At 69.3% G+C, this 26,561-nt stretch carries 24 protein-coding genes and 5 pseudogenes; 11 read left to right on the top strand and 18 right to left on the bottom strand.

Annotated features, from left to right (window positions below):
• Positions 1-42 precede the first annotated feature (42 nt).
• The 3 genes and pseudogenes from AC0B9F_RS18300 to AC0B9F_RS18290 form a co-directional block, all read right to left on the bottom strand.
• Entirely contained in the window at positions 43-1,815 is a 1,773-nt protein-coding gene (locus tag AC0B9F_RS18300; protein ID WP_472003729.1) for an ABC transporter substrate-binding protein, read from the bottom strand.
• A gap of 40 nt (positions 1,816-1,855) precedes the next feature.
• Entirely contained in the window at positions 1,856-2,851 is a 996-nt protein-coding gene (locus tag AC0B9F_RS18295) for an ABC transporter permease (protein WP_472003728.1), read from the bottom strand.
• A gap of 167 nt (positions 2,852-3,018) precedes the next feature.
• Positions 3,019-3,484: pseudogene (locus AC0B9F_RS18290) on the bottom strand (transposase); the annotation flags it as partial.
• Positions 3,485-3,634: 150 nt separating this feature from the next.
• Here AC0B9F_RS18290 and AC0B9F_RS18285 point away from each other — a divergent pair.
• Both AC0B9F_RS18285 and AC0B9F_RS18280 read left to right on the top strand, forming a co-directional pair.
• Positions 3,635-4,252: an ISL3 family transposase gene (locus tag AC0B9F_RS18285; RefSeq protein WP_472003726.1), complete on the top strand. Its 618-nt coding sequence runs from the start codon at positions 3,635-3,637 to the stop codon at positions 4,250-4,252.
• A 212-nt stretch (positions 4,253-4,464) separates the two neighbouring features.
• The gene (locus tag AC0B9F_RS18280; protein ID WP_472003724.1) at positions 4,465-4,605 is read left to right on the top strand and encodes a hypothetical protein; all 141 of its coding nucleotides are present in this window, start codon (positions 4,465-4,467) and stop codon (positions 4,603-4,605) included.
• An 80-nt stretch (positions 4,606-4,685) separates the two neighbouring features.
• Here AC0B9F_RS18280 and AC0B9F_RS18275 read toward each other — a convergent pair whose 3' ends face one another.
• Positions 4,686-5,162 carry a MarR family winged helix-turn-helix transcriptional regulator gene (locus tag AC0B9F_RS18275; protein ID WP_472003722.1) on the bottom strand — a complete coding sequence of 159 codons (477 nt, stop codon included), beginning with the start codon at positions 5,160-5,162 and terminating at the stop codon, positions 4,686-4,688.
• Between the two features lie 39 nt (positions 5,163-5,201).
• On the opposite strand from AC0B9F_RS18275, the gene AC0B9F_RS18270 reads away from it, so the two are divergent.
• The 6 genes and pseudogenes from AC0B9F_RS18270 to AC0B9F_RS18245 all read left to right on the top strand — a co-directional run bounded on the left by AC0B9F_RS18270 (position 5,202) and on the right by AC0B9F_RS18245 (position 9,617).
• Complete coding sequence (locus AC0B9F_RS18270; protein ID WP_472003721.1) at positions 5,202-6,155, top strand: alpha/beta hydrolase; 954 nt, start codon at positions 5,202-5,204, stop codon at positions 6,153-6,155.
• Between the two features lie 417 nt (positions 6,156-6,572).
• A complete protein-coding gene (locus AC0B9F_RS18265) occupies positions 6,573-7,148 on the top strand; it encodes a squalene/phytoene synthase family protein (protein WP_472003719.1) in 576 nt (191 codons plus the stop codon).
• Positions 7,133-7,855: a polyprenyl diphosphate synthase gene (uppS, locus tag AC0B9F_RS18260; RefSeq protein ID WP_472003717.1), complete on the top strand. Its 723-nt coding sequence runs from the start codon at positions 7,133-7,135 to the stop codon at positions 7,853-7,855. The genes AC0B9F_RS18265 and uppS overlap by 16 nt, the downstream gene beginning before the upstream one ends.
• A gap of 280 nt (positions 7,856-8,135) precedes the next feature.
• Positions 8,136-8,534, top strand: a complete 399-nt coding sequence (locus AC0B9F_RS18255; protein ID WP_472003715.1) for a nuclear transport factor 2 family protein — start codon at positions 8,136-8,138, stop codon at positions 8,532-8,534.
• 267 nt (positions 8,535-8,801) lie between these two features.
• A pseudogene (locus AC0B9F_RS18250) lies at positions 8,802-9,143 on the top strand (transposase family protein); the annotation flags it as partial.
• Positions 9,144-9,293: 150 nt separating this feature from the next.
• Positions 9,294-9,617 (top strand): hypothetical protein, encoded by a 324-nt coding sequence (locus tag AC0B9F_RS18245; protein WP_472003714.1) that lies wholly within the window; start codon positions 9,294-9,296, stop codon positions 9,615-9,617.
• Between the two features lie 58 nt (positions 9,618-9,675).
• Here AC0B9F_RS18245 and AC0B9F_RS18240 read toward each other — a convergent pair.
• From AC0B9F_RS18240 to AC0B9F_RS18230, 3 genes and pseudogenes are all read right to left on the bottom strand, one after another.
• Positions 9,676-10,506: pseudogene (locus AC0B9F_RS18240) on the bottom strand (IS5 family transposase).
• Between the two features lie 19 nt (positions 10,507-10,525).
• Positions 10,526-10,897 (bottom strand): hypothetical protein, encoded by a 372-nt coding sequence (locus AC0B9F_RS18235; RefSeq protein WP_472003712.1) that lies wholly within the window; start codon positions 10,895-10,897, stop codon positions 10,526-10,528.
• A gap of 719 nt (positions 10,898-11,616) precedes the next feature.
• On the bottom strand, positions 11,617-13,059 hold the full coding sequence (locus AC0B9F_RS18230) for a hypothetical protein (protein WP_472003711.1): 1,443 nt from the start codon (positions 13,057-13,059) through the stop codon (positions 11,617-11,619).
• A gap of 532 nt (positions 13,060-13,591) precedes the next feature.
• On the opposite strand from AC0B9F_RS18230, the pseudogene AC0B9F_RS18225 reads away from it, so the two are divergent.
• Positions 13,592-13,970 (top strand): annotated as a pseudogene (locus tag AC0B9F_RS18225) (transposase); the annotation flags it as partial.
• On the opposite strand, the gene AC0B9F_RS18220 reads toward AC0B9F_RS18225, so the two are convergent.
• Entirely contained in the window at positions 13,856-14,260 is a 405-nt protein-coding gene (locus AC0B9F_RS18220) for a hypothetical protein (protein ID WP_472003812.1), read from the bottom strand. The pseudogene AC0B9F_RS18225 and the gene AC0B9F_RS18220 sit on opposite strands and share 115 nt — an antisense overlap.
• A 308-nt stretch (positions 14,261-14,568) precedes the next feature.
• Here AC0B9F_RS18220 and AC0B9F_RS18215 point away from each other — a divergent pair.
• Positions 14,569-14,801, top strand: a pseudogene (locus AC0B9F_RS18215) (transposase); the annotation flags it as partial.
• A 217-nt stretch (positions 14,802-15,018) separates the two neighbouring features.
• On the opposite strand, the gene AC0B9F_RS18210 reads toward AC0B9F_RS18215, so the two are convergent.
• Positions 15,019-15,459, bottom strand: a complete 441-nt coding sequence (locus AC0B9F_RS18210; protein WP_472003709.1) for a hypothetical protein — start codon at positions 15,457-15,459, stop codon at positions 15,019-15,021.
• A gap of 127 nt (positions 15,460-15,586) precedes the next feature.
• On the opposite strand from AC0B9F_RS18210, the gene AC0B9F_RS18205 reads away from it, so the two are divergent.
• Entirely contained in the window at positions 15,587-16,213 is a 627-nt protein-coding gene (locus AC0B9F_RS18205) for a TetR family transcriptional regulator (RefSeq protein ID WP_472003708.1), read from the top strand.
• A 370-nt stretch (positions 16,214-16,583) separates the two neighbouring features.
• Here the strand turns inward: AC0B9F_RS18205 and AC0B9F_RS18200 are convergent, their stop codons facing one another.
• The 9 genes from AC0B9F_RS18200 to AC0B9F_RS18160 form a co-directional block, all read right to left on the bottom strand.
• Positions 16,584-17,141, bottom strand: coding sequence for an isoprenylcysteine carboxyl methyltransferase family protein (locus tag AC0B9F_RS18200; RefSeq protein WP_472003706.1), 558 nt, complete (start codon positions 17,139-17,141; stop codon positions 16,584-16,586).
• 42 nt (positions 17,142-17,183) lie between these two features.
• Positions 17,184-18,116 (bottom strand): acyl-ACP desaturase, encoded by a 933-nt coding sequence (locus tag AC0B9F_RS18195; RefSeq protein WP_472003704.1) that lies wholly within the window; start codon positions 18,114-18,116, stop codon positions 17,184-17,186.
• A 56-nt stretch (positions 18,117-18,172) separates the two neighbouring features.
• Positions 18,173-19,285: a type III polyketide synthase gene (locus AC0B9F_RS18190; RefSeq protein WP_472003702.1), complete on the bottom strand. Its 1,113-nt coding sequence runs from the start codon at positions 19,283-19,285 to the stop codon at positions 18,173-18,175.
• Between the two features lie 5 nt (positions 19,286-19,290).
• Positions 19,291-21,405: an MMPL family transporter gene (locus AC0B9F_RS18185; protein WP_472003701.1), complete on the bottom strand. Its 2,115-nt coding sequence runs from the start codon at positions 21,403-21,405 to the stop codon at positions 19,291-19,293.
• A gap of 47 nt (positions 21,406-21,452) precedes the next feature.
• Positions 21,453-22,676, bottom strand: a complete 1,224-nt coding sequence (locus AC0B9F_RS18180) for a beta-ketoacyl-[acyl-carrier-protein] synthase family protein (protein WP_472003699.1) — start codon at positions 22,674-22,676, stop codon at positions 21,453-21,455.
• Positions 22,666-22,935, bottom strand: coding sequence for an acyl carrier protein (locus tag AC0B9F_RS18175; RefSeq protein WP_472003698.1), 270 nt, complete (start codon positions 22,933-22,935; stop codon positions 22,666-22,668). The genes AC0B9F_RS18180 and AC0B9F_RS18175 overlap by 11 nt, the downstream gene beginning before the upstream one ends.
• 570 nt (positions 22,936-23,505) lie before the next feature.
• On the bottom strand, positions 23,506-24,678 hold the full coding sequence (locus AC0B9F_RS18170) for a relaxase domain-containing protein (RefSeq protein ID WP_472003696.1): 1,173 nt from the start codon (positions 24,676-24,678) through the stop codon (positions 23,506-23,508).
• Between the two features lie 16 nt (positions 24,679-24,694).
• Positions 24,695-25,141: a relaxase domain-containing protein gene (locus tag AC0B9F_RS18165; RefSeq protein WP_472003808.1), complete on the bottom strand. Its 447-nt coding sequence runs from the start codon at positions 25,139-25,141 to the stop codon at positions 24,695-24,697.
• A gap of 135 nt (positions 25,142-25,276) precedes the next feature.
• Positions 25,277-26,257: a VOC family protein gene (locus AC0B9F_RS18160; protein WP_472003694.1), complete on the bottom strand. Its 981-nt coding sequence runs from the start codon at positions 26,255-26,257 to the stop codon at positions 25,277-25,279.
• Between the last annotated feature and the right edge of the window lie 304 nt (positions 26,258-26,561).

Genomic DNA, 26,561 nt, shown 5'->3' with positions numbered 1-26,561 from the left:
AGCGCCTGTGAGGGCTACCTCATGCCGACGTTCATGTGAGGGCTACTTCATGCCGACGTTCAGGTAGTCGTACATGCCGTAGGCCTCGGTGACGAACACGTTGGTCGCTTGGTCCGGGCGGTACAGCGGGTCCTTCCGGTACAGCAGGGGCACCAAGGGGGCCTGCGCCATCGCGGCCTTGTCGATGTCCCCCCACGCCTTGGTGCGGGCCGCGGCGTCGGTGTTGCCGATGGCCGCGTCGAGCATCTTGTTGATGGCGGGATCGTTGAGCTCGGACAGGTTGCTGTTGCCCGAGGCCTTGATGGCCCTGCCGTCGATGATCTGCTGGAGGAAGCCGTAGCCGTCCGGCCAGTCGGCGGCCCACGCCGTCATCATCAGACCGAGACCGTGGGAGTGGACGAAGGCCGGCGCGCCGGCGCTGTCCGTGAAGTACTTGCCCGACGGGTACTGCTGGATGCCGACGTTGATCCCGACCTTCTTCAGCGAGGCCTGGACGGCCTGGGCGATCGCGATCTCGTTGGGCCGGTCGGACCGGGCGGAGAGGTTGGTGGAGAAGCCGCCCGGGTGGCCGCAAAGGCCGAGCTCCTTCTTGGCCGCGGCGAGGCCCTCGGGCGAGTCCACTCCCTTGTAGCCAGGGGTCTTGTACAGGTCGTCGTACTTGACGTGGCCGGACACGGTGGGCGGCAGGATCGTCGTGGCGATGTCGCCGTGGATGTCGCCACCGGTCGCGGTCTGCGCGGAGACCTTGTCGACCGCGTACTCCACCGCCTTGCGGCAGTGCACATTGTCGAACGGCTTGACGGCGCTCGAGATCGCCACATAGGCGAGCGCGCCGCTCTGCGCGTCGTCGAGGTGTCCCTTCTGCGTCGCATTGTTCAGAGTGGCGGCCTGGCTCTGCGCCGCGATGCCGGCGCCTGCGACGTCGAGCGTCGCGTTACCGGCGATCAGGTTCTGGTCGACCGTGGTCTGGGCGATGTTGAACTGGACGGTGATCTTGTCCGGGAGCTGCTTGCGGATCGGGTCGGAGGACGCACTCCACTGCGGGTTCCTCACCAGCGTCGCCCCCTTGCCGTCCTGGTAGCTCTGGAACTTGTACGAGCCGGACGAGATCACGTTCTTCACGTAGTCCGAGCCGGTGTCCTTGGCCTTGGGCACCGGCGCCGTCTGCGGACTGCTGACCAGGTAGTCGAAGTCCGCGAACGGCTGCTTGAGGTGGAAGACGATGGTGGTGTCGTCAGGCGTCTCGATGGACTTCAGGCCGCCGCTCTTGTCCTTGTACGGCCCCTGATACTTGGGGGTGTTGTCCATCAGGTACGCGTTGAAGTACGTGGGCCCGTTGGACATCACCTCGGGCGCGTAGTTGCTGCGCTCGATGGCGTACTTGACGTCCTTGGTCGTGATCGGTGTGCCGTCGGAGAACTTCAGGCCGGGACGGATGTGGTACGTCCAGGTCCTGCCGTTGTCACTGGGCTTGCCGAGCCCCGCCGCGAGGTCCGGTACGAGCTTGAGACCAGCCTTGCCGGGGGCCGGCTGGTAGGTGGTCAGAGCCCGCGCGTAAATCCGCGAGAAGTTCCACATGAAGGCGTAGTAGGTGTTGCCGGGGTCCATCGAGTCCGGTGTGCTCGACAGCTGGTACACCACTGTCCCGCCCTTGTGGTCGGAGGGATTGACCACGCCGGTGATGCCGGCGTTGTAGGCGGGGGCCTTCCCCGTCGTTCCGCCGCCGGAGCTGCCGCCTTTGCCGCCGCACCCCGACACGACCAGCGCCGCGGTTGCGGCCCCCGCGAGAACGAAAGTGATCCTTGATCTCCTCATGACGCTCTCCCCTCGCCTGAGACGGGAATCGGTACGCGCATCATTTGCTCCGCGGGTCCAGGGCGTCCCGGAGTCCGTCGCCGAGCAGGTTGAATGCCAGAACAGTGATGAAGATCGCCAGACCCGGGACGAGCATGAACCACGGATCCGCCTGGTAGAGACTGATGGCCTGGTTGAGCATGCCGCCCCAGGACGCCTGCGGCGGCTGGATGCCGACGCCGAGGAAGCTCAGGCCCGCCTCGAAGAGGATGTTCGTCGGGATCAGCAGCGTCGAGTAGACGATGATCGGCGCGACGAGGTTCGGCAGCAGTTGCTTGAACAGGATGTGCGGCCCCCTGGCGCCCAGGGTGCGTGCCGCGTCGACGAACTCGCGCTCGCGCAGCGAGAGCGTCTGGCCCCGAATGATGCGGCCCATATAGGGCCAGTTGAAGAAACCGATCACGAAGATCAGCACGCTGATATGGAGCGTCAGCCCGTGGAGTCCGAAGGCACCGCCCTGCAGCGATGCGGACAGCGCGATCGCGAAGAGCAGCAGTGGGAAGGCCAGGAATATGTCCATGAGGCGGCTGATCACGGTGTCGACCCAGCCCCCGTAGTAGCCGGCGGCCACGCCCAGCACCGTGCCGAGGGTCACCGACAGCAAAGTCGCGCCGAATGCGACTGCCAGCGACACCCACGCACCTTCGATGATCCGGGCGAGCAGGTCGCGGCCGAACTGCGGCTCGACGCCGAGGGGATGGCCCCAGCTGATCCCGCCCCAGGCCCCCTTGGGCCTGAGCTGCACCGGGTCGATCAGATTCTGGTGGAAGGCGTTCGGATCAAGCTTGAAGACGGATTCGATGACTTTGGCGAAGACTGCCAGCACCATCAGGCAGAGAACGACGATGCCGCCTGCGACCGCGACCTTGTCACGCTTGAACCGTATCCATGCGATCTGCCCGAGCGACCGGCCCTCGATCCTCTCGCCCATCCCGGACAGCACGGACTCCGGCTGTGCTTCGGCAGCTGAGCCGGTGACCTCTATGGGCGCCGTCATGGCCGTGCACCCCCTGTCCGGCGGCGACCGGTTCCGGTGCAGCTGTGACGGATGAGGGCCCGGCGGGCGATGATCATCCATCCAGCACCGGTCCGAAGGGTCGCCAGACCAGAGCGGGATCAGAATGCCTCATTATAAGACTATTCAGATGGTAAGGATGAAAATTGCAACTGGGCCGGGGCCAGCCTGACGGCTTCGATGTGGTCGGCGGCGGTGTTGGAGCCCGGGCCGCAGCAGGCCCACGACCGGCTCGCCGGACCCGCCCCGGCCGTGGTCGACGCATCCCATCAGCGGGTGGTGCCCGAATGTTTTCTTCCAGGTCGCGGCGGCGTCCTGCTTCTCGGAGTGCGCCAGGACGAGGACGCCGTCGATGTCCACGATCACCTGGCCGCCCGCGTCCGGCACTGCTTCACCGACCGACTTCCATACGTGTTCGCGAACTTCGGCGCGGGCGGTTCGCAGCGCGGCCAGGGCCTGCTACCTGCCCGAAGCCAGTTTGCTGATCAGTCGGGAGACCGTGGGGTCGGAGGCCACCGGCCCGAACACGGCCGGCTCGGCCCGCAGCATGCCCACATCGGCCAGGCAGTCCCCGCCCAGCGCGACGGCGAGCGCGACATCCAGAAGGACCGGTCCGGCGCTCGTCGCCCGGGCCGACCGCACCCCTGTGGGGCCACCCCGAGCAGGAGTAGCCCCACAGCTGACGCTAGCGCCGGCTGGGCGTCAGTTCACGCCGCCAGCCGCAGCACCGTCCTGCGCCTGGTCGACGTTCTTCCCGAGCCGGAGGTGCCGGCCCCGCGTGTGGTCGGCGTCGACGAGTACGCCACCCGCAAGGGCCATCACTACGGCACCGTTCTCGTCGACGTCGAAACCCGCCGTCCTGTCGACCTACTGCCCGACCTGGAGGCATCGAGCCTGGCGGCCTGGCTCGCCGATCGGCCCGGGGTCGAGGTCGTGTGCCGTGACGGGGCGCCGTTCTTCGCCGAGGGCGCCAGCGCCGGTGCGCCGCAGGCCGTCCAGGTCGCGGACCGGTGGCATCTCTGGCAGAACCTGAGCGAGGCTGCCGAGCGGAGCGTTACCCAGCACCGTCGCTGCCTCCGCGCTTTGGTCCCCATGGTCCCCGAACCCAATCCCGACACCGTTCCAGCAGCGGAATCGTCCGGTTCTCCTTGGCCGCGCAGAAACCGATTCGCCGATCGGACCCAGGCCCGGCACGCCACCGTCCACGCACTGCTGAAAGCGGGGCATAGCCGACGCTCGGTACAGCGGCAGCTCGGAATGACCTATCGCACGGTCAAGCGGTTCGCCGACGCCGCAATGCCAGAAGAGCCGTTCACCGGTCAGTGGCAGACGCACGGCAGCCAAGCGAGCGTCGGCTCGACCGGCCAGGGCGAGGCCGGCTGAGGTCAGGGTGGAACGCAGCCGCTCGGTGCGCTGGCCATATCTGCGGGCCAGGCCGGGTATCTGCTCCACGAACGTCCGGCGCGGACACTTGGTGTTCCGGCACCGGAACCGCCGGAACCGCAGCTGGAGTACGACGCTTCGTCGGGTGCTCGGGACATCAGCGAGAAACCGAGGGTAGGAGCTGTCACCCCGGGTCGAGCAAGGACGAGGACGTGGCCCGGCTCTCCCCGCTCAAGGACCGGCACACCGACTTCCTGGGCCACTATCTGTTCAACATCAAAGCCAGCGGCCCCGGCCAGGGTCTGCGTCCCTTCCGGGACCCGGACGCCGTCGAGGACGCCGAGGACGGCTGACCCCGCGCGCCCGACCCGTTGGGCCGCTTGCTGACCCCGTGCAGGCCGGGTGCCGCCGCCCCGGCCCGAGGTGATGCTCGTCAGCCCGCGGGTGTGCCGATCTGGTTGCGTTCGAGCACGGAGCGCAGCTTGGAGAGGGCCTGTGCGGCGGCCGTCGCTGAGGAGTCGTCGAGAGTGCCTCCGATCAGCTCGGCCACTTTGGCGGTGAAGGTTTTCTCTGCTGCGTCGACGAGCTGCGTGCCGTTGTCGGTCAGGGCCAGCAGCGAGGAGCGGCGGTCGGCTGGGTTCGGCTGTCGGGCGGCCCAACCCTGCTTCTCCAGGCGGTCGATGGTTTTGCTGGTCGCCCCGATACCGATGGCGAATTCGGCGGCGAGGTCCGCCACGCGGGACCCGGGGTGGTCGCGTAGGTAGCGCAGGGCCTCGTACTGCGAGGTGACGATCCCGTGCTGCTCGCGGAGACGGTCGTTGAGGGCGTTGTACAGACGCGTCTCGCAACGGACCAGGTCGGCGAAGAAGCCCGGGAGGTCGGCCGTCTCGCCGCTCGATGTGGATGCCATGGCATATAGTGTACGTTAGATTCCAAGGCATATAGTTCCATGGAACTGACCTATGGCGGGAGCGTACCTATGAGCAAGGAACAGCGCGCGAAGGTCGACGCGATGCTGCGGCAGCCCCGACCTGAGGGGCAGCGGTCGGTCGAGGCGATCCGAGCCGGATTCCGGGAGCTGATGGCCCGGATGATCGTGCCCGACGGCATCCGCACCACGCGGACGACGCTCGGCGACCGACCCGCACTGTATGTCGAGCCGGACAACGGGCCGCGCGCCGGCACGATCCTGTACTTCCATGGCGGCGGCTGGGTATTCGGCTCTCCCGAGACCGCCCTGTCGCTGACGGGCCACCTCGTGGCCAAGACCGGCTTCGGGGCGTACTCGCTGGACTACCGGCTTGCCCCCGAGCACCCGTTCCCGGCCGCAATAGAAGACACGCTGAGCGCCTACCGCGCCCTCCTCGACAGCGGCAAAGACCCTTCGACCATCGTGTTCGCCGGCGACTCCGCCGGCGGCGGCCTCACCGTCACCACCTGCCTCGCCGCCCGCGACGCGGGCCTCCCACTGCCCGCCGCCATCGTGGCGTTCTCCCCGGGCCTCGACGCCACCCGAACCGGCGAGAGCATGGACACCAAAACGGGCATCGACCCGATCTTCACCCGCGAGGCCGTTGAACACACCGGAGCCATGTACCTCGCCGGGGCCGACCCGCATCAGCCCCTGCTCAGCCCGGCCGTGCTCGCCAACCTGACCAGCTTCCCTCCGATGCTGATCCAGGTAGGCACCAACGAGATCCTGCTGGACGACTCCACGCGCCTGGCCGCGCGTGCGAGGGCAGCCGGAGTGGACATCATCCTGGACATCACCGCCGACGTGCCGCACGTATTCCAGTCGTTCGCCGGCGTCCTGGACGAGGCGGACGAGGCACTGGAGCGCGCAGCACTCTTCCTCGGCCAGCGCATCCGCGCCGCAGGCGCAGCGCACACGTCAGCAGGGTAGGGGCAGCCCCGGCCTCACTCGGGCCGCGACCTCCACCCCGGGCCTTGCTCGCCATTCCCTTCCAGGCGGTCGTCTGGCCCATTCCTCCCCCGGGCCTCCCGCCCGAGTCACCGAGAAACGGCCCCTCCAGGAACTGACACCGCCAGTCTCGCCATCGCTCGGCCCGCTCCTGGGCGCCTTCGCTCCGCCGGTCACGAAGCCGTCCGCACTTCCTCCGGTCACCTGATCGCCTTTCAGTTGGGTTTCTGAAGAACCCACCCGAAGGACCGCCCGGCCCCTGGGGCCTTCAAACTTGCGGGTGGGTCTCGCGTGGGGCGTCCCACCCGGCCGGCTCGATGGCCTTCCACCGTTCGTCGGTGAACCTGGTGCCGCAGCCGGCGCACACGGGACCGCTGGCTTCCCGCTTGGCCTTCTGCTGTGCGGCGATGCGGCGCAGCTGCTCCTTGTACTCCCGCTCGCGGGCAGCGTACTCGGCCTACTGGCGGCTTCGTCAAACTGCCGGCCGCTGTACTCGACCAGTACGGCATCGTCACCGGGGACCTTGCGCAAGGCCGGGCACGAGGCCGGTATACCGACATGATCCACGCCCTGACCGCCCAGACCCGCCAGTGGCTGGAACAGACCGCGACCGCCGGCAGCGAGCACCCGCCCAGGGCCGCCGCCCTGCGGACCATCGCCGACCTGCACCGGCTCGAACTCGACCGCATCGACCAAAACCCCCACACACTCTTGAAAGGCCGCACCCGCGCCAACCCGGTCCGCTTCCACCTCACGCTGGCCCGCGGCCGGCTCCGCGTGGCCAGGAGCTGGCGCCGCCACGCGCGCACCGCCGTCCAGTCGCCTGCCGCCATCCCGCTGCCACGCTCCGCGGAAGGCGATCTGGCCGCATCGGGAACGCCGGCGCTGCTGCCGCCGGTGCCGCACCCCAGCGGCGCCCGGCCGCCCCGACTGCCCGCTCACCTGCCCCCCTCCGGCACGTGGCGGTCATCATGAACGGCGACGGACGGTGGGCCACCCACCGCGGCCGGCTGCGCACCGCCGGCCACGAAGCCGGCCAGGCCGCCGTGCGGCAAACCGTCTACGGGGTCCTCGAGATCGGCCTGCCCTGCCTGAGCCTGTACGCCGTGTCCACCGAGAAGTGGACGCGTGCCACCGCCGAGACCGAAGCGATCCTGCACTTGTTCCAGGCCGGCCTCGACATGGAAACCGGGGAAGTCTGGCAACGCGACGTCCTGCTGCGCTGGTCCGGCACCCCCGACGGGCTGCCCCCCGACCTGGTGCGCCCACTGCGTCGAACTGAACACGCCACCCGCAACAGGACGGCCCTGACCCTTAACATGTGCGTCAACCACGGCGGCCGCGATGAACTCACGCAGGCCGCCCGCGCACTGGGCCACGAGGTGGCCGCGGGGACGATGGACCCCGCCACCATCACCCCACGGCATGTGGCCGCGCACCTGCACCAGTCCGACCTGCCGGAGGTGGACCTGCTCATCTGCACCGGCGGCGAGCAGCGCACCTCCAACTTCCTGCCCTGGCAATCGACCTACGCCGAACTCGTCTTCCTCGACATCCTGTGGCCCGACATCGACCGCACCTGTCTGTGGCAGGCCATCGACACCTACACCCGCCGCGACCGCCGCTTCGGAGCCACACAGCCGACCCCCGGCACACCGGACGAACACGGATTTACCGGATAACCTTTCGCACCCTGCACAGACTCGCCGGCTCAGAGGCCTGGCGGGTGCGGCGGGAGCGTGCCGAGACGGTCCAGGCAGCCATGCCGGCGCCGGCCACCCCCTTGCGGCCATATCGGCGCCCGGGGCACCACCCGCTGGAACAACTCCCACAGCTCATCCGGCACCAGCCGTTCAACGATCCCCACAGCGGAAGGCTATCGAGTACACCAAAGGAGATGACCTGTTAGGAGGCTGCCTCGACGCCATGTCCGTTGCCCCCTATCGGTGTTACCGTCGCAGGGTGTCCAAGATCGAGATCGACGCCATAACCGCCGAGTTCTTCGGAGCCTTCGACAACCGCGGCGGCAAGGCCGCGGACGTGGCCCGGATCCGCCGGCTGGTCATTCCGGGGGGCGTGATCGTGCTGACCGGGCCGAAGTACACGGTCTACACCATGGACGAGTTCATCGAGCCTCGCGAACGCCTGCTCTCCGACGGCCGGTTGGTCGAGTTCTCGGAGTGGGAGACCTCCGAACGGACCGAGATCGCGGGTGACATCGCGTCGCGCTTCGGCGAGTACCGCAAGGCCGGCGTCCTGGACGGCAAGCCGTTCGAGGGCGGCGGGACCAAGACCTTCCAGTTCGTCCGCACCCCGGAGGGATGGCGGATCGCGGCATTCTCCTGGCACGACCAGTCCTGAGCGCAGCAGCCCGCGGGGCAGGGGCGTCCTAAAGTCCCGGTGATCATGTGAGTCCGCAGGTCGTGGCGGGCCAAGGAGTGCGGGTTGGACGTCACGAACGCAACCAAGCTCCGGTTGAACGGGATGACCTCCCCAAGTCACCTTGTACCACTGGAGCTTCGCTGTGTCGTCAGTCTGCCACCGCCTGTCTGATCAAGTCGCCCGCTCTGGAGGACACTTCGGGATTGTCGCTGGTGGAGCGGTTGCGACTGTTCGCCGGATCCGCGGCGGCGTCGAGGCGGGCGTCACCCGTTCGTGGCGGTGCTGCTGGTTGCCGCCTCGGCGGCTGTCGCCGGCGCACGCTCGTATACGGCCATCGGCCAGTGGTCCGCGAACGCGCCGGGGCATGCCCTGGCCCGCCTGGCTGCCCGGGTCGTGGGAGCGTTGAGCGTGCACGTCGGGCCGAGTGCCGCCACGATTCGGCGGGTTGTCGGCTTGGTCTGCCCTGGTGGCCTGGCCGATCCAACCGGCGCTCTCCTGCCGGCTCGGACTCGGTGGCGATCGATGGCAAGGCCGCCCGCGGCTCTCGACACGGCCAGACGCCCGCCGCCCACCTGCTGGCCGCGATGACCGGAGACGGCCGAACCGTCACCCAGCTGCGGGTCCTCGTCAAGACCAACGAGATCACCCGCTTCGCCACGTTACTGGCGCCCTTCGACCTGACCGGTCACCGTCACGGCCGACGCCCTGCACACCCAGCGCGCGCATGCGCGCTTCCTGGTGGACGAGAAGAAGGCGCACTACCTGTTGGTGGTCAAGGCCAACCAGCCCGAACTGCGCCGCAGGCTGCGATCGCTGCCGTGCAAGGACGTCACGGGCCGCCGCTACGACCGGGAGATCGGCCAGCCGCCGGGAACCCGGGTGACCAGGGCCCTCGTCGTGACCGACCTCGATCTGGACCTTCCCCACGCCGCCCAGGCTGTTCGCATCCTGCGCCACCGCACCGACCGCACGACCGGAACCGCCAGCCGCCAGCCGCCAGCCCGTACACGCGATTACCGACCTGACCTCGTATCAGGCGTCGCCCCAGTGGGCGTCGCCTGACCAGCGCCACTACAAGATCACCGGACTTTGCAACGGCCCTAGGTTCTGTCGTCAAATGTCACGCCCACATCAGGAGGGCTGCGAGGGTGACGGCTGCTTGGTAGGACTCGGTGGTCTTGTCGTACCGGGTAGCGATGCCGCGCCACTGCTTCAGCTTGTTGAAGCACCGTTCCACCACGTTGCGCCGCTTGTAGGTATCGCGGTCGAAGACCGGGGGTCGTCCCCCACGGCTGCCGAGGTTCAGCCGGTTGCGGACCTGATCGGTTCGCTAGGGGAATGGTGTGGCTGATACCGCGTCGACGCATCCAGGTGCGGATCGCCCTGGAGCTATAGCCCTTGTCGCCCAGGACGTGCGAGGGCCGCACCCGGGGGCCGTCCCGGGCCGGTGCGGGGCACCCGGATCGCCTCCATCACGGCGGTGAACTGGGTGCAGTCGTTGGTGTTGCCGCCCGTGACGACATAGGCGAGCGGGCGGCCGGCACCGTCGCAGGCCAGGTGAATCTTGCTGGTCAGGCCGCCTCGGGAGCGTCCGAGAGCCGTGCTGCGGAGCCCCTTTTCGAGCACCGGCGGCATGCTGGTGGGCGCGGACGATGGTGGAGTCGACCGACACCAGCCAGTCGATGTCGCCGGCGGCGTCCGCCCGGGACTGGGCGGCGCGCAGCATCCGCTCCAAAGTGCCGTCCGTCGCCCATCGGCGAAATCGGGTGCGCAGCGTGGCCCACGGCCCGTACCGCTCAGGCACATCCCGCCAGGCCGTCCCGGTACGAAACTTCCACACGATCCCGTTGAGGACCCTGCGGTCATCCAGCCGCTTGCGCCCACGCAACGACACGGGCAGCAACGGCCGAACGAACTCCCACTCGGTATCGCACAGTTCATGGCGACGTATCCGGCCTTGTGGTGTGGCTTCAGTTGCAGATGCCGGAAGCGATAACTCCGCCGGCGCGGGCGTCTGTGATGTAGGCGCAGATGTAGTGACCTGGACCGTCGTACCACCAGCCGGAGCCGGCACCGGACGAGGACCAGATCGTGGTGCCGTTGTCCTTCAGGCTGAACACGCAGCCGCTAAGAGCCCCGGTCGGGTTCAGCTCCTGCTCATCATGCCAGCCACCGTTGACGTAGTGCAGTTCGATCTTTTGATCGGCAACGCAGTTCGGCGTGGCGATCCAGTGGTCGCCCTCGTTGGCGGCGAAAGCGGGCGCGGGCGAGGACAGAACGATCGCCGCACCGACGCCAAGGACAGCGACGGCGGATCTCAGGGACGTACGGCGAGACAGCATGAAGCGGATCCCCCTCCGAAGTCGGCACAGCCCGGTTAGCCGGGCGGAGACACATTCACAGCGCTCGAACCCCAACGCCAGTGGCTTTTTGGACACGTGTGGGCGGGACCGCAGGTGACCCCAAGCAAGCCTCGGTGGGTGTCTCGCGCGCGGGCGGGCAGGACGACGGGGAGGGTGCGCACGGCGACGCAGGCGTTCCGCATGCTTCAGTAGCTCAGTTGGTCAGAGCGCCCGCCTGTCGAGCGCGTAGCCGCCGGTACAGGCACCACTGACATTGGATCAGTGCTCCGCCCTCTCAACTCGCTTTGGAGCTGCGTGACATGACGCGTTTCAGTCATCGAGGCGGCCTGGTGGCGGAGGGCTGCCAGCGGTTGTTTGCGCCGACGCATCCCGCGCGGGCGTCGTTTTGGCAGACAGCAGGTGCTTCGGGACAGTCAGGGTGGGGGCGCGTTCACTCGGAAGGCGTGCTTCCTGTGGGGCGTTGCGCACGCACGCTCAGGAACTGACGTCGTCCTGGCTGCGGTCGCCTGCCGCTTCTCCCACAGCGGTGGGCGGGCAGACTTGCGGCCGCCTAGCAGTTCCACGCCCGGGAAGGGCGTCTCCAGGTCCCTCGCAAGCACGTCGAATGCGGTGGCAGCAAGAGGCGGTCCGCCAGCTGAACTGCAATGAAGCACACCTGGCGGGACGCAACGCTCTTTTTGGGGCCTGTTGTGTCGTCGTCACCCGTCCTGGCGCTGCGCCGCGAAGACGAAGAAGCCGTCGTCCGTGGTGAGGTACCCGTAGCCGGTGGAGCGGGAGAACAGCGGGATGCCGTCGCTCGGCAGGTCCTTGGCCAGGACCTTCTTCGTGCGGGCGTCCACTGCGAGCGCGCTCGTGCCGGACCCGCCTTCGTTGTCGGTGTCGCCGTACAGCACGCCGTTCGCGGAGAAGCGGCGAGGGGTCAGCGAGGTCTCGCCCTCCGCCTGCTTCCACAGCTCCTTGCCGGTCCCGAGGTCCCACAGGGCGGTGCCGCCCTTCGTGTGAGCCGCGGCGAGCTTGTGATCAGGAGAGAAGACGGAAGAGCCTTCCGTGTTGATCGTGTCGCCCGGGAAGTCGGCGTAGCGATACGTGGTCGAACCGCCGATCTGCTTCCCGCTGGCCAGGTCGTACGTCGCTGTGACGAAGGTGTCCGGCGAAAACGCGCCGGCGCCCCACGCGGTGAGAATGCGCCCGTCGCGTACGTCGAGGACGCGGACGGCTCCACTGGTGCGCTTGTGGTCCTTGTCCAGCTCCACACCCTGGGGCGGAGTGACGTCCGCCGTGGTCCACACCTTCTTCCCGGTTTCCAGCTCGGACAGGACGAGCTGTTCGGGATCGGTCTCGTACGTGGACGCGTTCTCCACGTGGAAGGCATATGCCCCGGTGATCAGTGGGGCGTGCGCCTGTCCGCCGTCGATCTCGTTGTTCCGCGGGTCAAAGGAGCAATGCGCGAGCGTGCCCGTGCAGGTGACCTTGCGCGGCTCGCCGCCGTCGATGGGCGTGAGCTTGAGGGTCGCGTCGCCGTCCTGCTCGATCAGGTGGCCTTCGTGGATCGAGACGCCCTTGCCGTCGCCCGCGTGTTCCATCGTGCCGAGCCGCGCTCCGTCGGCTCCGTAGACCGTGACCGTGATGCTGCTCTGCTCCGCGCTCAGCCCGTCGGACTCCTGCGTGCGGGTCGTGGTGACCGCCACCGCCGGCACACCGTTGTGCCAGGTCGTGGCAGCGACGGTGCTGGCCTTCAGGGCGAGGGACTTGCGTACGGCTCCGGTCCGCACGTCCCTGAACTCCAGGGTCACGGCCTCCGGCTTGTCCGAGGAGTAGGCGGAGAAGAGTGTGCCGACCGTGCCGTCGAGGGGGTCGTTCTCGTCTCCCCCGCGTGCGTAGTCACCCTGACCGACCTTCACGAAGAGCAGGACGTCACCGAGGTCGACGGCCTTGGCCGGCGGCAGGCTCCACGCCTGCTGCTCGGCGAGGCCTGGCAGCGCGGGGCCGGCGTAGAGCGGCCCCTTGGGCTTGGATACTGCCCTGCCGTCCTGGGACGCGCTGCCGGGCCTGGCCTTGCCGCCGTCGCTCTCGGAGGAGCAGCCCGTGACAAGGCCGAGAGCCAAGACGAGACTTGTGGTGATCAGTGTGTGCTTCCTCATGTCCCCGCTGATTCTCGATGAAGTGCGCATGGCAAGCGCAGATGATCTTCCCGGAAGCATAAGGCGTCATCCCGGCCCTTCCTGACGCCCCGGGTGTGCCTGCCCAGTTCGGCGGGCACGGGCCCCGGCCAGACCGCCCGGTCCGCTACTCGGGGCGGGACCTCCGTGTTCTGGCATGCCTTCAGCGCCAGCGGCCGTCGGGCTGCTTCGACATCACGTACAGCGGGCCACCCTTGCTCTCCTCACCCGGCGTCAGGTACCGCTGACGGACCTTGACCGTGGTCACCTCGGGACGGATGGTGCCTTGCTCCTCCCGCCGTGGCCTGGACCGCCGGTGCACAGGACACCGGCGGCATTGGGCGAGCACGACCAGGACCCGGACCACCTCGCCAACCGCTCCCGGGGAGAGCGCGAGTGGACGCAAGGTTTCAGAGGGCGGAATGTGAGCTGCTGTCCGTTCTGTCGCCGCCTGAACGAGTGGCCTTTGCCTCCGTGGCGGGTCGTCGGGGCGGTGCCGTGCTGGGGTGGCTGGGTGAGTGACCGCAGGCCCTGCAAGAGCGACTTATCCGACGAACGCTGGGCGCTGATCGAGCCCGTGATCACCGCCTGGAAGGCCCAGCACTCCTCCGTCAGCGGCCACGAGGGCCGCTACGAGATGCGGGAGATCGTCAACGCGCTGCTTTACCCAGTCCCGGACCGGCTGCCAGTGGGACTACCTCCCGCACGACCTTCCGCCCGTCGGCACGGTGAAGTACTCCTTCGACACGTGGCGCAATGGCGGCACCGACCAGGTCATTCACGACCTACTGCGCTGGCAGGTCCGCGAGAAGAGGGGTCGATTAGCCGACCCCAGCCTAGTGGTGCTCGACACCCGGAGCCTGCACGCCGCGGCGGGGGTGCCGACTGGGACGCAGCCCCAGAAGTCGTCGTCGTAGATGAAGACCAGCAGGTCCGGGCAGTCGTAGGCGCGTGAAACGTGAAGCTGGGCGCGTCGGCGCAGGACCCACTCCCGGCCTCGGGTCCATTCCAGCACGGTCCAGTCGCCGCGCCGCTCGTGCAGAGCGTAGGAATCGAGGTTGACGTCGTGGACGTCCTCCAGGTTGAGCGTGTGCTCCTCCTGGTGCCAGAACTCCTCCGACGCGGCGTACACCTGCTCGTGGTCGACGCCGTAGAACAGGTTGACGCGCTTGAATGTGCCCATGTGTGCCCCCGAGGCATGTGGTCGGCGCCGACGGCTGGCGCTGTCGCCTGGCAGTGTCGCAGCCGCCCCGGCCGGAGCTGGTGTCCGGGCGGCCGGCGACATCGGCCGATGCTGCGGATGCCGAGACCCGCTACGCACCTATGAACTGCACAAACGCGCCTGCGGAGAACGCCCAGATAACCAGCGCAGCTACTCCCTCTGCGGCAGAGAAACGCACATCGCCTCACATTCCGCCCTCTCAGACTCCCTTACTGGCATTCGACCCAACCAGGTCATGTCCGCAAAGCGGCGACCTCGTTGGCCTGGTCGTGGTGCGTCGTCATGAGCTGACCGGTGACTCGTGTGCGCTGTTCGAGCCGTTGCCGGCTCCACCGCGGATGGGCAGGCCGGTGCGGGACCGCCGTCAGGTGGTCAACGGGATCCTGTGGAGCTGTCCACAGGCGTCGCCTGGCGCGACCTGCCCGAGTGGTACGGGCCGTGCAGGACGCTCTACGAGCGCTTCCGCCGCTGGTCCGCCGACGGCACCTGGGACCGGCTCTTAATCCCCGTCTCCTACCAGTTCGCCGCTTGGCGCCCCGGGCTCGTGGACGCACTGGACGTCGAGGACATCGGCGCCGAGGTCGGGGACGACGTGTCGACCGCCCCGCGAGTCCGCATCCAGTGCCCGGACGATCCGCTCACCCCAACCCCGCAGGACCGTGATCCATTTCAGCGGCACTTTCTGCCGGTGCCCACTAGGTGAGGAAAGCGATCGGTTGTCAGGCGTGGGCGAGTTCATCCGCCATCCGGGCAGTGATGGCGACCAGTGCGCGGGCGGCGGCGGCCAGTTCCTCGGCCGGGACCGAGCCGTAGGCACGGGCGAGGATCGCGCCGGTTTCGGCACGGACCTTCGTGGCCAAAGCCCGACCGTCGTCGGTGACCTCGATCGCTCCGTCGGGCAGTTGTTGCGCCAGGCCGCTCTCGATCAGTGCCGCCAGGGCGTTTTCGACATCGGCGGGCACCCACTGGGTCAGGCCGGCGACGCGGGCGACATGCGCGTCCCGTTCGACCGGGGCACCGGCGGCCAGAGCCTGGTTCAGGGTGATCCACTGCTTCTCGTCGACCGTCGTACCGGCCAGCGCCCGGGCCAGGATCGCGGTGTGATGCTTCTCGGCCTGGCCGATGATCGACGGGTTCAGGGTGACGGTGGTGGTGGTCACGTCGGTCTCCTCGGTGCTGCGCGTTGCTGCCACCCCCAACAATGACACTGAGTTTCAAAAAAGCACAGGTCTCAGAAGAGACGTAATCCCTTTAGCTACTCCGGTTCGGTCGAGTTAGGATCCTGGCATGGTTCCCGACGACCGCTCATTGCCGCTCCGTGAGCGCAAGCGGCTGCGCACCCGCCGTGCCCTCGCCGACGTCGCGCTGAGGCTGTTCACCGAAAAGGGCTTCGACGCCACCACCGTGGAGGAAATCGCCGACGAGGCGGAGGTCTCGCGCAGCACGTTCTTCCGCGCGTTCGCGACCAAGGAAGCGGTGGCCGTCGAGGCCGAGACCGAGGTGTGGGCCAACTACCTGTCCGCGCTGGCGGATCGAGACCTGCCCGGACCGGTGCTGAACGCGCTGCGCGACACTCTCACCGATACTCTCCGCACCCTGCCGCCGGACTGGGACCGCCGCTACATCGCCACTCGCCGCCTGATCCTCACCGCGCCCGCGCTGCTCGGCCACGTCGAGTACCACCGCTCCGGAGTGGAAGACCAGACCGCGATCTGCCTGGCAGGCAGGCTCGGCCTCGACCCCGACGACATGCGGCCGCGCATCCTCGCCGAACTGGCCACCACCGCCTGGAGCGTGGCCGGCCGCACCTGGGTCCGCGACGACGGCGACGGCGGCCGTGCGGCCCTCACCGACCGCCTCCACGACGCCTTCGCCGCCGTCCCGGCCGCCCTGGGTCTCGCCGGAGACAGGTGACCCGCGGGCGGCTGAGCCGCAGACGTCAACCGATGACGCGACCCCACCGGTTCCGTTCCGCTCCTGGCCACGGACCGCGCACAGGTCGGGCCAATCCTCCGCCTCTACCTGGGCCCTGGATCCTTCACCTGAAGGGGAGTGCTGGAGGGAGCGGGCAAGCCCGCCAGTCTCTGGTGAGCCCATCATGTGCCAGCCTCGGTCAGGGCGGATGTGGGAGAGACAGGTACCACCGGCTTCTGCTCGGGCATTACATGGTCTGGCTGCCGGGATGTGCTGGAGTGCAGGGCCAGCGCCCATGCTCGCCACGGCCAGCTCGGGTTCCTTACGCTGCGGAGCCGGAAGGGGCCGTCAGCAAGGTCGGCGAACAGCTTCACGAACCGCCCCGTGCCGCTAGTCCCGCCGCAGGCCATAGCGCGGCGTTCTCCGTGCGGACGCGGACAACGAGCCAAGGCGTGTTGGCGATGGTGAAGAGCATGGCGGTGATCCATGCAGTGTGGACGAGGGGCAGGGCGATGCCTTCGAGCAGGACGATGAGGTAGTTGGGGTGCCGCATCCAGCGGTAGGGACCGGTGGTTACCAGCGGTAGCCCAGGCACGACGATGACGCGGGTGTTCCATCGGGGGCCGAGCGCCCTCATGCACCAGGCGCGGCCTGCCTGTACGAGGATGAGGACGACCAGTGCCGGCCAGCCGATCAGAGGAACGAAGGCGCGGTCGGTAAGGGCGACCTCTGCAACGGTCCCAACGAGCAGGCCGACATGAAGGGTGATCATGACGGGGTGATGGCGTTGCCCGTACTCGATGCCGCCGCGGTCGATGGCCCATCGCGCGTTGCGGCGGGCGTTTGTCAGTTCGACCAGGCGCACAACGGCCATGGCGGTGACGAGAACGAACAGGCTTACGGGGATGGTTACCCAGCCCAGGGACATGTCGGATCGGCCTTGTCAGTCCGGGACGGCGGAAGTCTCGTCTTACGCGGTCGCGAGTCGGTTGAGGCGTTCGGCCAGGGCGCGGTATCTGCCGGCACGGTCCGCTGATTCCTCCATGTGGGCGGCGATCTCCTCCTGGGCGTGCTGTCCGGCCGGTGTGACTCCGGTGGTGTCGAGGGCGCCGAGCATGCGGACGAAGGGGAGGGCGATGTCCTTGTAGTAGGTCTCCGGGGAGAGGATGCCCGACCTGGCCATGGAGCTGATCAGCCGCCCGGAGCCGGGTGCGGCGTGGGCAGGGGGGCGGAATGTCTTGAGGACTTTCGCCACGGCCTGAAGCGTTCGGTCGGGGTGCATACGCATACACGCTTGGAGGGTGGTCCGGTAGAAGAGCATGTGCCGGTTCTCGTCGTGGGAGATGCGCTGCATCAGGGCCTCGCACACCGGTTCGTCGCACAGTCGGCGGATTCCCTGGTAGCTGACGCGGGTGCCGAGTTCCTGGAGGGTGACGTAGACCAGAGAGGCGATGAGGTCGCCGCGGTAGTCGATCTCGTAGCCGTGCTGCACATGCGCGGCGCGGGCGTCCTCCAAAAGCACCGGATCGGCACTGCGGGTGACCACGAGGTAGTCGCGGATTGCGGTGCCGTGCCTGGCCTCCTCCACGGTCCATCGATTGACCCAGACGCCCCAAGGGCCGTCGAGCGACAGCATTTCCCCGATCACCCGGTGGTAACTGGGCAGGTTTTCTTCGGCGAGCAGACTGTAGAGGAGCCCGTCCCGAGCGGCCGCGTTCAGTTTCTGCTGTGAGGGGTCCCATGGCTCCCCTTCGAGGAGACCGTCGTAGTCACGGCCCTGGCTCCACGGGACGTACTGATGCGGGTACCAGTCGACGGTAGTCCGGAAGTGCGTGTTGAGGGCGTCGGTGACCACCGGTTCGAGGTCGATCAGAATGCGTACGTCTGCGGGGATGGCGGGCACGGTCTGAGACGCCTTTCTTGTCATGCGGTCGGCAGGTTCCGGTGCGCGGGCGGCCCCTACCAGCGGAGGAGGACCAGTTCGATGGCGAACCCGGGCCCCATGGCGGCGACCAGGCCGGGTGCGTGTGCGGGGGGCGGTGTTTCCATGGCCGCGTGCAGGATGTCCAGTACGGAGACGGACGAGAGGTTGCCCCGCTCGGCCACAGAGCGCCGGGTGAGCTCCAGGGCGCCAGGTTGCAGGTCCAGGGCCTGTTGTACGGCGGTGAAGACCTTCGGTCCACCACCGTGGATGATCCAGCTCGCGATCTGGTGCGGCGTCAGTGCGTGCCGTGCGAGGAGGGGTTGGACGGCCGCGGGCAAGTGCTTCTCCGCGAGCGCCGGGACTTCCGGCGACAGCAGGATCCGGAATCCGTGGGAGCCGATGTCCCAGCCAAGGACGTCCTCGGTGCCGGCGACCAGCAGGCTCTGGGTGTCCACCAGTTCAGGCCCGGCAGGGCTGCCGTCCCGGTGGGCTCCGACGGTCACGACAGCGGCCGCACCGTCCCCGAAGAGGCTGCCGGCGACGATGTTCGCCACGGAGCCGTCCTTGAGCTGATACGCCAGTGTGCACAGTTCCACGGCGAGCAGGACGGCCACTTGGTCGGGGTGGGCCAGTAGGTAGTCGTGAAGCCGGGCCAGACCTGCGGCGCCTCCGGCGCAGCCGCTGCCGAACAGCGGGATACGTTTGACGTCCGGACGCAGTCCCACCCGATGGGCGAGCCGAGCCTCCAGCGACGGCACGGCCAGCCCGGTGACGGTGGTGCTGATCACCGCGTCGACCTCCTCCGGCTGGACGCCTGCGGTGCGCAGCGCGCCGATCAGCGCCCGTTCCCCCAGGTCCATGGCGGTGTCGAGCCAGACGCGGTTCTGCTCGGTGAAGTCCTCCCGGCGGGCGAGATCGACGAGCTTCTCCAACGGCAGGGACAGCGAGCGGGTCTCCACGCCCGAGCTGGCCTGGATCTTGCGGAGTACCAGAGCGCCCATCTCGGACTCCAGCAGCGTCGTGGTGGCCAGGGCGGCCAGGATCTCTTCCTGCCGGTATTGGTACGGGGGGAAGGCCGTCTGGATCGCCACCACTCGTGGCGCGGCAGCCGCCGACTGCCGGGTGCGGTCATGTGTCGCTTGACGCATTGACGTCAGCTTCCGCCTTTCCTCACGGGTGTACTGATCAACAAGAGGGGCCTGATACGGGCCGGAGCCCACCAGTTGGCAGGACCGAGGGCCGCCATGACGGCGGGCACCAGAACTCCCCGTACCACAACAGCGTCCACGAGCGCGCCGAGCGCGATGCCGATGCCGATGAACTTGAGCAGGGCGACGTGGGAGGTGGCCATGGCCGCGGTGGAGATCGCCACGGCTGCCGCGGCGGACGTCATCAGCCGGCCGGTGCGGGCGACGCCCTCAATGATCGAGGTGCGGTTGTCGCCACAGCGGTTGTACTCCTCCCGGATGCGGCCGAGCAGGAAGACCTCGTAGTCCACCGACAGGGCGAGCGTGATGAACAGGACGAACAGCAGCGTCGAGGCGTCAAGCGTTCCCGTCACCGTGAAGTGGCCGAGCACTGCGCTGCCGTGGCCCTCCTGGAAGAGGACGACGAGCGCGCCCAGGCTCGCCCCGAGGCTGGCGACGGCCACTATCAGAGCTTTCAGGGGGGCAATCAGGGTGCGGGTAAAGGCGCTGAGGAGGGCCAGGATGCCCGCAGCCAGGAGAAGCAGGCACCACGGGAGGGCGCCGAAGACGGCGTCCGCCGTGTCGACGATCTCCGCAGCCCGCCCGCCCACCGCCACGCTTCCCGGGGCGGGGGTTTGCCGTACCTTGCGCACCGCGGTGCGCGCCTCCGGCGTGTCGGGGGCGGCGGACGTGGCCGCCAGCAGCACAACCGCCTCACCGGACGGAGCCACACGCACCACGCGGACACCGGTGATGCCCGGGACACGGGCGAGCCGGTCGCCGTACGCCGGTGCGCCGTCCGTCGCCCGCGGTCCGGTGACGACCACGGTGAGGAGCCGCTCCGGTGGCGCGGTGAACTCGGCGCGCACACGCTCGGCCGCGGCGGCAGCCGGAGCCGACGAACGCAGCGTGCGTTCGTCCACAATGCCGAGCTGTGCGTGGGTGAAGGGCAGGGCCAGTAGAGTCAGCAGCAGCACCGCCAGGCCGCCCGCCAGAAGGGGCCGTGCGGTGACCGCAGACGTCGTCCAATGCCAAAAGCCACTCCCGTCCCCGGTACGGGCACGCCGCCACCGCGCCAGCGGGTCCACTGCCTGGGCCCGGGGGCCGAGCAGCCGCAGACAGGCGGGCAGCACGGTCAGGGCGACCAGCGCCGCCAGCACGGTGACGATCATGCCCGCCAGGGACAGTGCGCGCAGCATCGGCACTGGCACCACCAGGGCGGTGGCGAGGCATACGGTGACGGCGGCGGCAGAGAACACGACCGAACGGCCGCTGGAGCGCCGGGCGGCCTCCAGCGCCGTGTGAAGGTCAGCGCCCCGCCAGGTCTCCTCCCGTACGCGGGCCAGCAGGAAGAGGCTGTAGTCGACGGCCAGCCCGAAACCGATCGCCGAGGCGGCGTTCACCGCGACCCGTGACACGTCGGCCACCTGGGCCAGCATGCCCAGGACCGGGATGGTGCAGCCGATTGCCAGCGCGGCCACGACCACGGGCAGCAGCGCGGACACCACGGACCCGTAGGCGAAGACCAAAACGACAAACAGTACCGGTGCGGCCAGCAGTTCGGCGCGGCTCAGATCGCGCTCGACGGTCTCGTCGATCTCCCGGTTGGCCCACACCTCGCCGCTGGGCTCCACCCGCATCCCCGGGACGGCCGAGCGGGCCGCCGCCACCACACCAGGTGCCACCTGTTTACGTTCCTTGTCCGTCCCCTTCAGCCGTACGGCGACCAGCAGCGTCTGTCCGTCCTTGGAACGCAGCCACGTGTCACCCGTGGTCTGTGCCGACCACACGGTCTTGACCTCGCGTTGCCTGGCCAGCGTCTCCACCATCGCCGTGGTGCCGTCCCGGAGGCGAGCCTCCCGTTCACCGCCGGTGCGCTGTGAAACGGCCAGGAGCAGATCGGGCGAGGGCACGCCGAGCCCCTCTGCCTGCCGTCTGGCGCGCATCGCCTCCGTGTCCGTGGCAACCGCGCCGCCCGTGCTCAGCGCCGAGAAGGCAACCGGGGCCAGCAGCCCCGCGCACACCGCCGCCAGCAGGGCGCTCACCACCACCAGCCAGGCCCGGCACCGTGCAGCATCCATCCGTGTGCCTCCGTCTTGCATCCGCCGGACGCTTCGTCTGGCTCGCACTAGGAAGCCGTGAACAGCAGAACGGCGTTCTGGCCGCCGAAGCCGAAGGAGCAACTGATCCCCGCGTCGCCGCGCGTGGGGCGGGGACGTCCGGCGACGATGTCCAGCTTGTGGTCCCCGTCCTGGCCCTCGAAGTTCGCCACCGGCGGGACGGCCGCATGCCGCAGCGCGAGAACCGTGTACGCCGCCTGGATCGCCCCGGCCGCCCCCAGCGCGTGCCCGATGACGCCCTTGGATGCGGTGACCGGCGGCCCGGCGTCACCGAAGACGCGGACGAGGGCTCGTGCCTCGGCAGCGTCGTTCAGCGGGGTGGAGGTGCCGTGCGCGTTGACGTGGCCGACGTTGCCCGGTCCGCACCCGGCGTCGGCGAGAGCGGTGCGGATGGCGCGGACGGCGCCGTCGCCCTGCGGGTGCGGGGCGATGGGATGGTGCGCGTCGGCGCCGGCACCGTAACCCCGCAGCAGCGCCAGGACGGGAGCCCGGCGGGCCCGAGCCGCGCAGGCGCGTTCGAGGACGAGGATGCCGGCGCCCTCGCTCAGGACGAAGCCGTCACGTTGGGCGTCGAACGGCCGGCTGGCCAGGGCCGGTTCCGCCCTGCGCCGGGACAGCGCCCGCATCCGCGTGAAGCACGTGGCCGTCATGCGCGAGCGAGCCGACTCGCTGCCGCCCGCCAGCACGATGTCGCAGGTACCGGAACGCAGCAGGTCCCGGGCCACTCCGATCGCGGTGGCGCCCGACGCGCAGGCGCTGGCGGTGGTGAAGTTGGGGCCGCGCACGCCCAGGTCGATGGCGACCTCCCCCGCGGCCATGCTCGGAACGCTGCGCGGGAGCGCGAGCGGCGAGACCCGCTCCGGCCGCCCGGAGCCGAGGTGGCCGAACTCAGTGACGTAGGTGCTCAAACTGTTCGATCCCACGCCCAGCACGACACCGACTCGCTCCGCCTCCCAGGTCCGGCGATCGAGGCCTGCGTCCGCGACGGCCCGCCGGGCGGCGACGAGGGCAAACTGAATAAAGCGGTCCGCGCGCCGCGCCAACGCCCGGCCAAGTTCCGTCTCGGCGTCGAAGTCCGTCACCCGGCAGGAGAAGTCGACGGGCAGTCCCGCCAGGCCGGGATCCGTCACGGCCAGCGAACGCCCCCGGCACAGGGCCGCCCAGTTCGCCTCCACCGTATGCCCGGCCGGAGTCACCAGCCCCAGCCCGGTGACCGCGATCTCAGCGCGCATGCTCGAACGCCCGAGCCGCCTCGCCCAGGGTCGAAGACGGGTGCAGGTCCAGAGCGTCCTCGGGCAGGACGATCCCGTACTCCTCCTCCGCCGCCACCACCAACTCCATCAGCGACAGCGAGTCCAGGCCAAGACTCTCGAACGTCGTCCTGTCGGAGAGCTCACCGGCATCCGCCTTCACGTTGAGGTGGCCGGTCAGCAGGGCCACCAACTCCTCGGGAAGGGCCGACTCCGCCGCGCCTTCCGCCGTCTGCCTCATGCCTGGGTCTCCTGTTTCCTCGCTGCGAGAGGCCCTGCGGCACTGCCCGCGTTCATCCGTTCGCAGAGGCCACCCGCGCGGGAAGCCTGCGTCTCAAACCACTCCACGTGCTGACCGAGCCGCCTCCTGCGCCTGTCGCCCGGCCGCACCCAGCCCGAGCGTCGACATCACGCCAAGCGCACGCCACAGCTGCCCCACCACGTACTCGCGGTGGGTACCGAGGCTGAAGATGCCGGCCGCTGCGACCCGCGCCGGCCACGCCCGCACCTCCCCAGCCTGGTTACTGTGTGAACGCCGAGGAGGGCTCAAGGGAACGATCGGTCACTCGTTAGTGTCAGCAAGCTTGTTTCTTTAACCAGTTCGGAGTGGTTTTGTGCCCACCTTGTGGTGGGTGGGACGGCTGAACGCCTCGCCGGAGGCGAGGACGCTGGCCCACGTCGTGGCGGGTGGCCGGGCGGCGGTTCATTGAGCCCGGTGGCCCGCCGGACCCGGGGCGGGACGGTTTTGGTGCACCGGCAGATGAACCGGCCTTCGCATGCAGGTCTCTGAACGCTCTGCGCCTCACGCTCGTCATCGAAGGCGGCCACGAGGTCCACCACCAGGTGCGCCCCTACGTAGACGGCACCGGTGAGGATTCCGTCTGCTCCTGACCTTCGAGGACGGGCGGTGCACGCTCAGGTCCGTCGGCGATAGAAGTGGAGTCCACCGAGTGGAGTGGATGCGCGGCATTACCGGTGCGATGCACGGCATCGGATGCGCGGCACCGGATGCACTCAGTGGCCGGCCTCCCGGCCACGGTGCGGTCCGGGCTCCTGAGGGCGGTGCGATCCGGGCTGCTGAGGGCGGTGCGGCTATGTCCCACTCCCCCGGCCCCAGGCCCGGAGGCCGGGGCGCGGCGGGTGCGCTCGGGTCGGCCGGTGGCTGCCGGTCGGGGGCGGTGGTGGGCGGGCGCGGGCGGTCGGATGTGAGGTCGGCCAGTGACCAGCGGGCGGTGTGGAGGCGGTAGGCGGGCAGCAGGCCGCGCAGCGTCTTCGGCTCGCTGATGTCGACGCAGTACATGGCGAGCGCGGCGTCCACGATCCGTTCGTCCAGGCCTGGCTCGCGGCGGCGGCCGCGCAGGACGAGAGCGAGGTGACGGCGGGCCTCGGCGAGGTGACGGCGGGCTTCGGCGAGCAGGTGCCGGCGGTGGAACCGGCCGCCGCCTTTCATTACGAACACCGTCGCGGCGACGTCGACGGCCGCCAGGGCGACGTCGACCACGGCGGCGACCCGGGCCCGGATCGCCGCCGCTGCGGCGCGGGCGTGCTCGAGGAGGGAGTTGATGACGTCGGCGGCGACACCGGAGGTAAGGTTCGCGCTCGCCTTCCACCACGCGCGCGACTGAGCGAGCGGGCGGCCCTTCTGCTTCGGCGGGCGGGTCTTCTTCGCGGCCATCCGGTTCAGCTTGGCGCGGGCCCGCTCGGAGACCACGGGCAGGAACCGCGGCTCACCGTCGTCGTCGACGGCGGTGACGTACTCGTGCTCCAGCTCGGCCAGGCAGGCGGCGATCTGGTCGCTGCGCCGGGAGGCCCAGCGGATCAGCTCATACGGCACCCCGGCGACGTCCATCACCGGCCGCCGCCCGGCGGTGACGGTCCGCGGCTCGGAGGCCAGCCCCAGCGCCTCACACGCCTCAGCCATCACGACTTCGATGTAGAGCGCGGAGGCGGCCACTGCGTGCTCGAACAGGACCTCGGAGTGCATCGAGCCCCACTTGCCATCAGCGCTGGGCTTTGACGGACAGAAGGAGATCGTCATGCGGCAGTGGCATCCCGGAGCGCGCCTCGTGGTGGCGGGACCGCGCGGCGACCAGACCGTGCACCGGGATGGCCTTGCAGACGCCCTGGGCGCCGACGCGGATGATCGCGGCCTCGTCCTCGATCCAGGCGAGCACGGCCGCGATGGCCCGCTCGTGCGCGGCCTCGTTCGCCCGCCGTGTCTCCTCATCCCCGAGCGCCCACAGGAGGGTGAGGGTAGGCTGCGGGCGGAAGGTCAGGTCCAAGCCGGTGACCTTCACTCGCCGCCCGAGCCCCCCGGCCCGGCGCGCGGCCGCGGGCTTCTTCCCAGCGGCGAGCTGGTCGCCCTCGATCCGGTCGGCGTGCGGGTGCCGGCCCTCGCCGAAGAGGTTGCGCAGCTGCACCTCGGTGACGACGTCGCCTGCCGCCAGGCCCAGGACGGCAAGCGGGCGTCAGGCTCGGGGCAGTTGACCAGGACTCCTTGAGAGGGGAGTTGTTCGATCTCGGTGAGGATTACGGGCGGCTGAGAATCCATCTGGTCACCAGTCGGGGCGTCGGTGGCTTCTTCAGCCGTCGGTGTCGGGGTAGGTGCTGATCTCGACGAGGTTGCCGTCGGGGTCGCGTAGATAGGTGCTCACGAAGGGGCCCCGGGCGCCGGTGCGCGGCATCGGGCCTTCTTCCGGATTGACGCCGCAGGCCGCCAGGTGTTCCAGGACCTGGGTCTGCGGGAGGTCGGTGAGCAGACACAGATCGGCGCTGCCGGGGATGGGTCGAGCGGCGTGCGGGAGGAGTTCACGGCCGGCCCGGTGCAGATTGATCTTGCTGGGGCCGAACACCAGGGCGCGGCGGCCGTCGCCGAACGTCACCGGTTCCATGCCGAGGACGCGCCGGTAGAAGTCGACGGTCCGCTCGATGTCCGTGACGGTCAGCACCAGATGGTCGATGCCCGTGACCCGCAGCCCCGGCGCGGCTTCCGGCCGGGCTTCGGGCCCGAGCTGCCGGGTGCAGGCGGCCCACGCGCCGGCGGAGAGCAGGTCGCGCGACCGGGCGAAGAGGCCGTACAGGGCAGCGCCGTACCGGGCGGCCAGGTCCTCGTTGTGCGCGAGGACGTCCAGTTCGTTGGCGGCGGTGATCTCCACGAACGCACGCAGGTCGGCGTCGGAGGGGGTGTGCTCGCCTCCGGTGAAGCGGTCACGGAAGACGACCGGTCGGTCCCCGCCGAGCAGCGGATACACGGCGTCCCGGTCGCAGCTGCCGTAGAGGTGGACCAGCGCCTCGGCGCGCTCGCCGATGAGGTCGGCCAGTGAGGCGCGTTCGGTCGTCCTGAGCAGGACCTCGTCGAACCCGTCGGTGCCGTAGGCGGCATGGCACAGCCCCGCCGCCTGGACGTCGGGATCGGCGCCCCATTCAGCCAACAGCCCTGCTACGCGCGAGAGATGGGCCAGCAGGGTGCCGCCGGGGTGGGGCACGCGGTCGGCGCCGCGGTCGCGCAGGAAGTCCTCGACGTGGGTCCAGGGGGACACGGATTCGCTCGGGCTCGTCGTCACGTCACGAGTCATAGTCGTGACGTGACGTCCGCAGCAACCAGATTACGGTGAGTCCCACCCGCAGCGGCAGGCCGTCGTCCGCGGCGGTGGCCTCGGCCTCGGCGAACGCCCGGTACAGCGAGGCGACCAACGGCGAAGAGGCCTGCACCTATGGGCAGCCGGGACCGCGGAAGGCGGGGCATTTGAGGCTTGCGAGCCGGATGCGGCGCGCACGGATGCGCGGCCCGTGCAGCGTGCCGACCGGAGGCCGGGGCGAGCCCGGTGTCCGGCCGGTGGATCTCTGAGAGCGTGGACGTAGCCCTCG

Source organism: Streptomyces sp. NPDC097129 (assembly GCF_055668065.1).
Note: the sequence above shows the minus strand (reverse complement) of the source record. Positions and strands in the feature narration are given on the sequence as shown.

Coding starts and splice junctions, on each gene's coding strand:
- AC0B9F_RS18300 (WP_472003729.1), bottom strand. CDS start 1,815: ATGAGGAGATCAAGGATCACTTTCGTTCTCGCGGGGGCCGCAACCGCG.
- AC0B9F_RS18295 (WP_472003728.1), bottom strand. CDS start 2,851: ATGACGGCGCCCATAGAGGTCACCGGCTCAGCTGCCGAAGCACAGCCG.
- AC0B9F_RS18275 (WP_472003722.1), bottom strand. CDS start 5,162: ATGGCATCCACATCGAGCGGCGAGACGGCCGACCTCCCGGGCTTCTTC.
- AC0B9F_RS18270 (WP_472003721.1), top strand. CDS start 5,202: ATGGAACTGACCTATGGCGGGAGCGTACCTATGAGCAAGGAACAGCGC.
- AC0B9F_RS18235 (WP_472003712.1), bottom strand. CDS start 10,897: ATGCTGTCTCGCCGTACGTCCCTGAGATCCGCCGTCGCTGTCCTTGGC.
- AC0B9F_RS18230 (WP_472003711.1), bottom strand. CDS start 13,059: ATGAGGAAGCACACACTGATCACCACAAGTCTCGTCTTGGCTCTCGGC.
- AC0B9F_RS18220 (WP_472003812.1), bottom strand. CDS start 14,260: ATGGGCACATTCAAGCGCGTCAACCTGTTCTACGGCGTCGACCACGAG.
- AC0B9F_RS18205 (WP_472003708.1), top strand. CDS start 15,587: ATGGTTCCCGACGACCGCTCATTGCCGCTCCGTGAGCGCAAGCGGCTG.
- AC0B9F_RS18200 (WP_472003706.1), bottom strand. CDS start 17,141: ATGTCCCTGGGCTGGGTAACCATCCCCGTAAGCCTGTTCGTTCTCGTC.
- AC0B9F_RS18190 (WP_472003702.1), bottom strand. CDS start 19,285: ATGCGTCAAGCGACACATGACCGCACCCGGCAGTCGGCGGCTGCCGCG.
- AC0B9F_RS18185 (WP_472003701.1), bottom strand. CDS start 21,405: ATGGATGCTGCACGGTGCCGGGCCTGGCTGGTGGTGGTGAGCGCCCTG.
- AC0B9F_RS18180 (WP_472003699.1), bottom strand. CDS start 22,676: ATGCGCGCTGAGATCGCGGTCACCGGGCTGGGGCTGGTGACTCCGGCC.
- AC0B9F_RS18175 (WP_472003698.1), bottom strand. CDS start 22,935: ATGAGGCAGACGGCGGAAGGCGCGGCGGAGTCGGCCCTTCCCGAGGAG.
- AC0B9F_RS18170 (WP_472003696.1), bottom strand. CDS start 24,678: ATGCACTCCGAGGTCCTGTTCGAGCACGCAGTGGCCGCCTCCGCGCTC.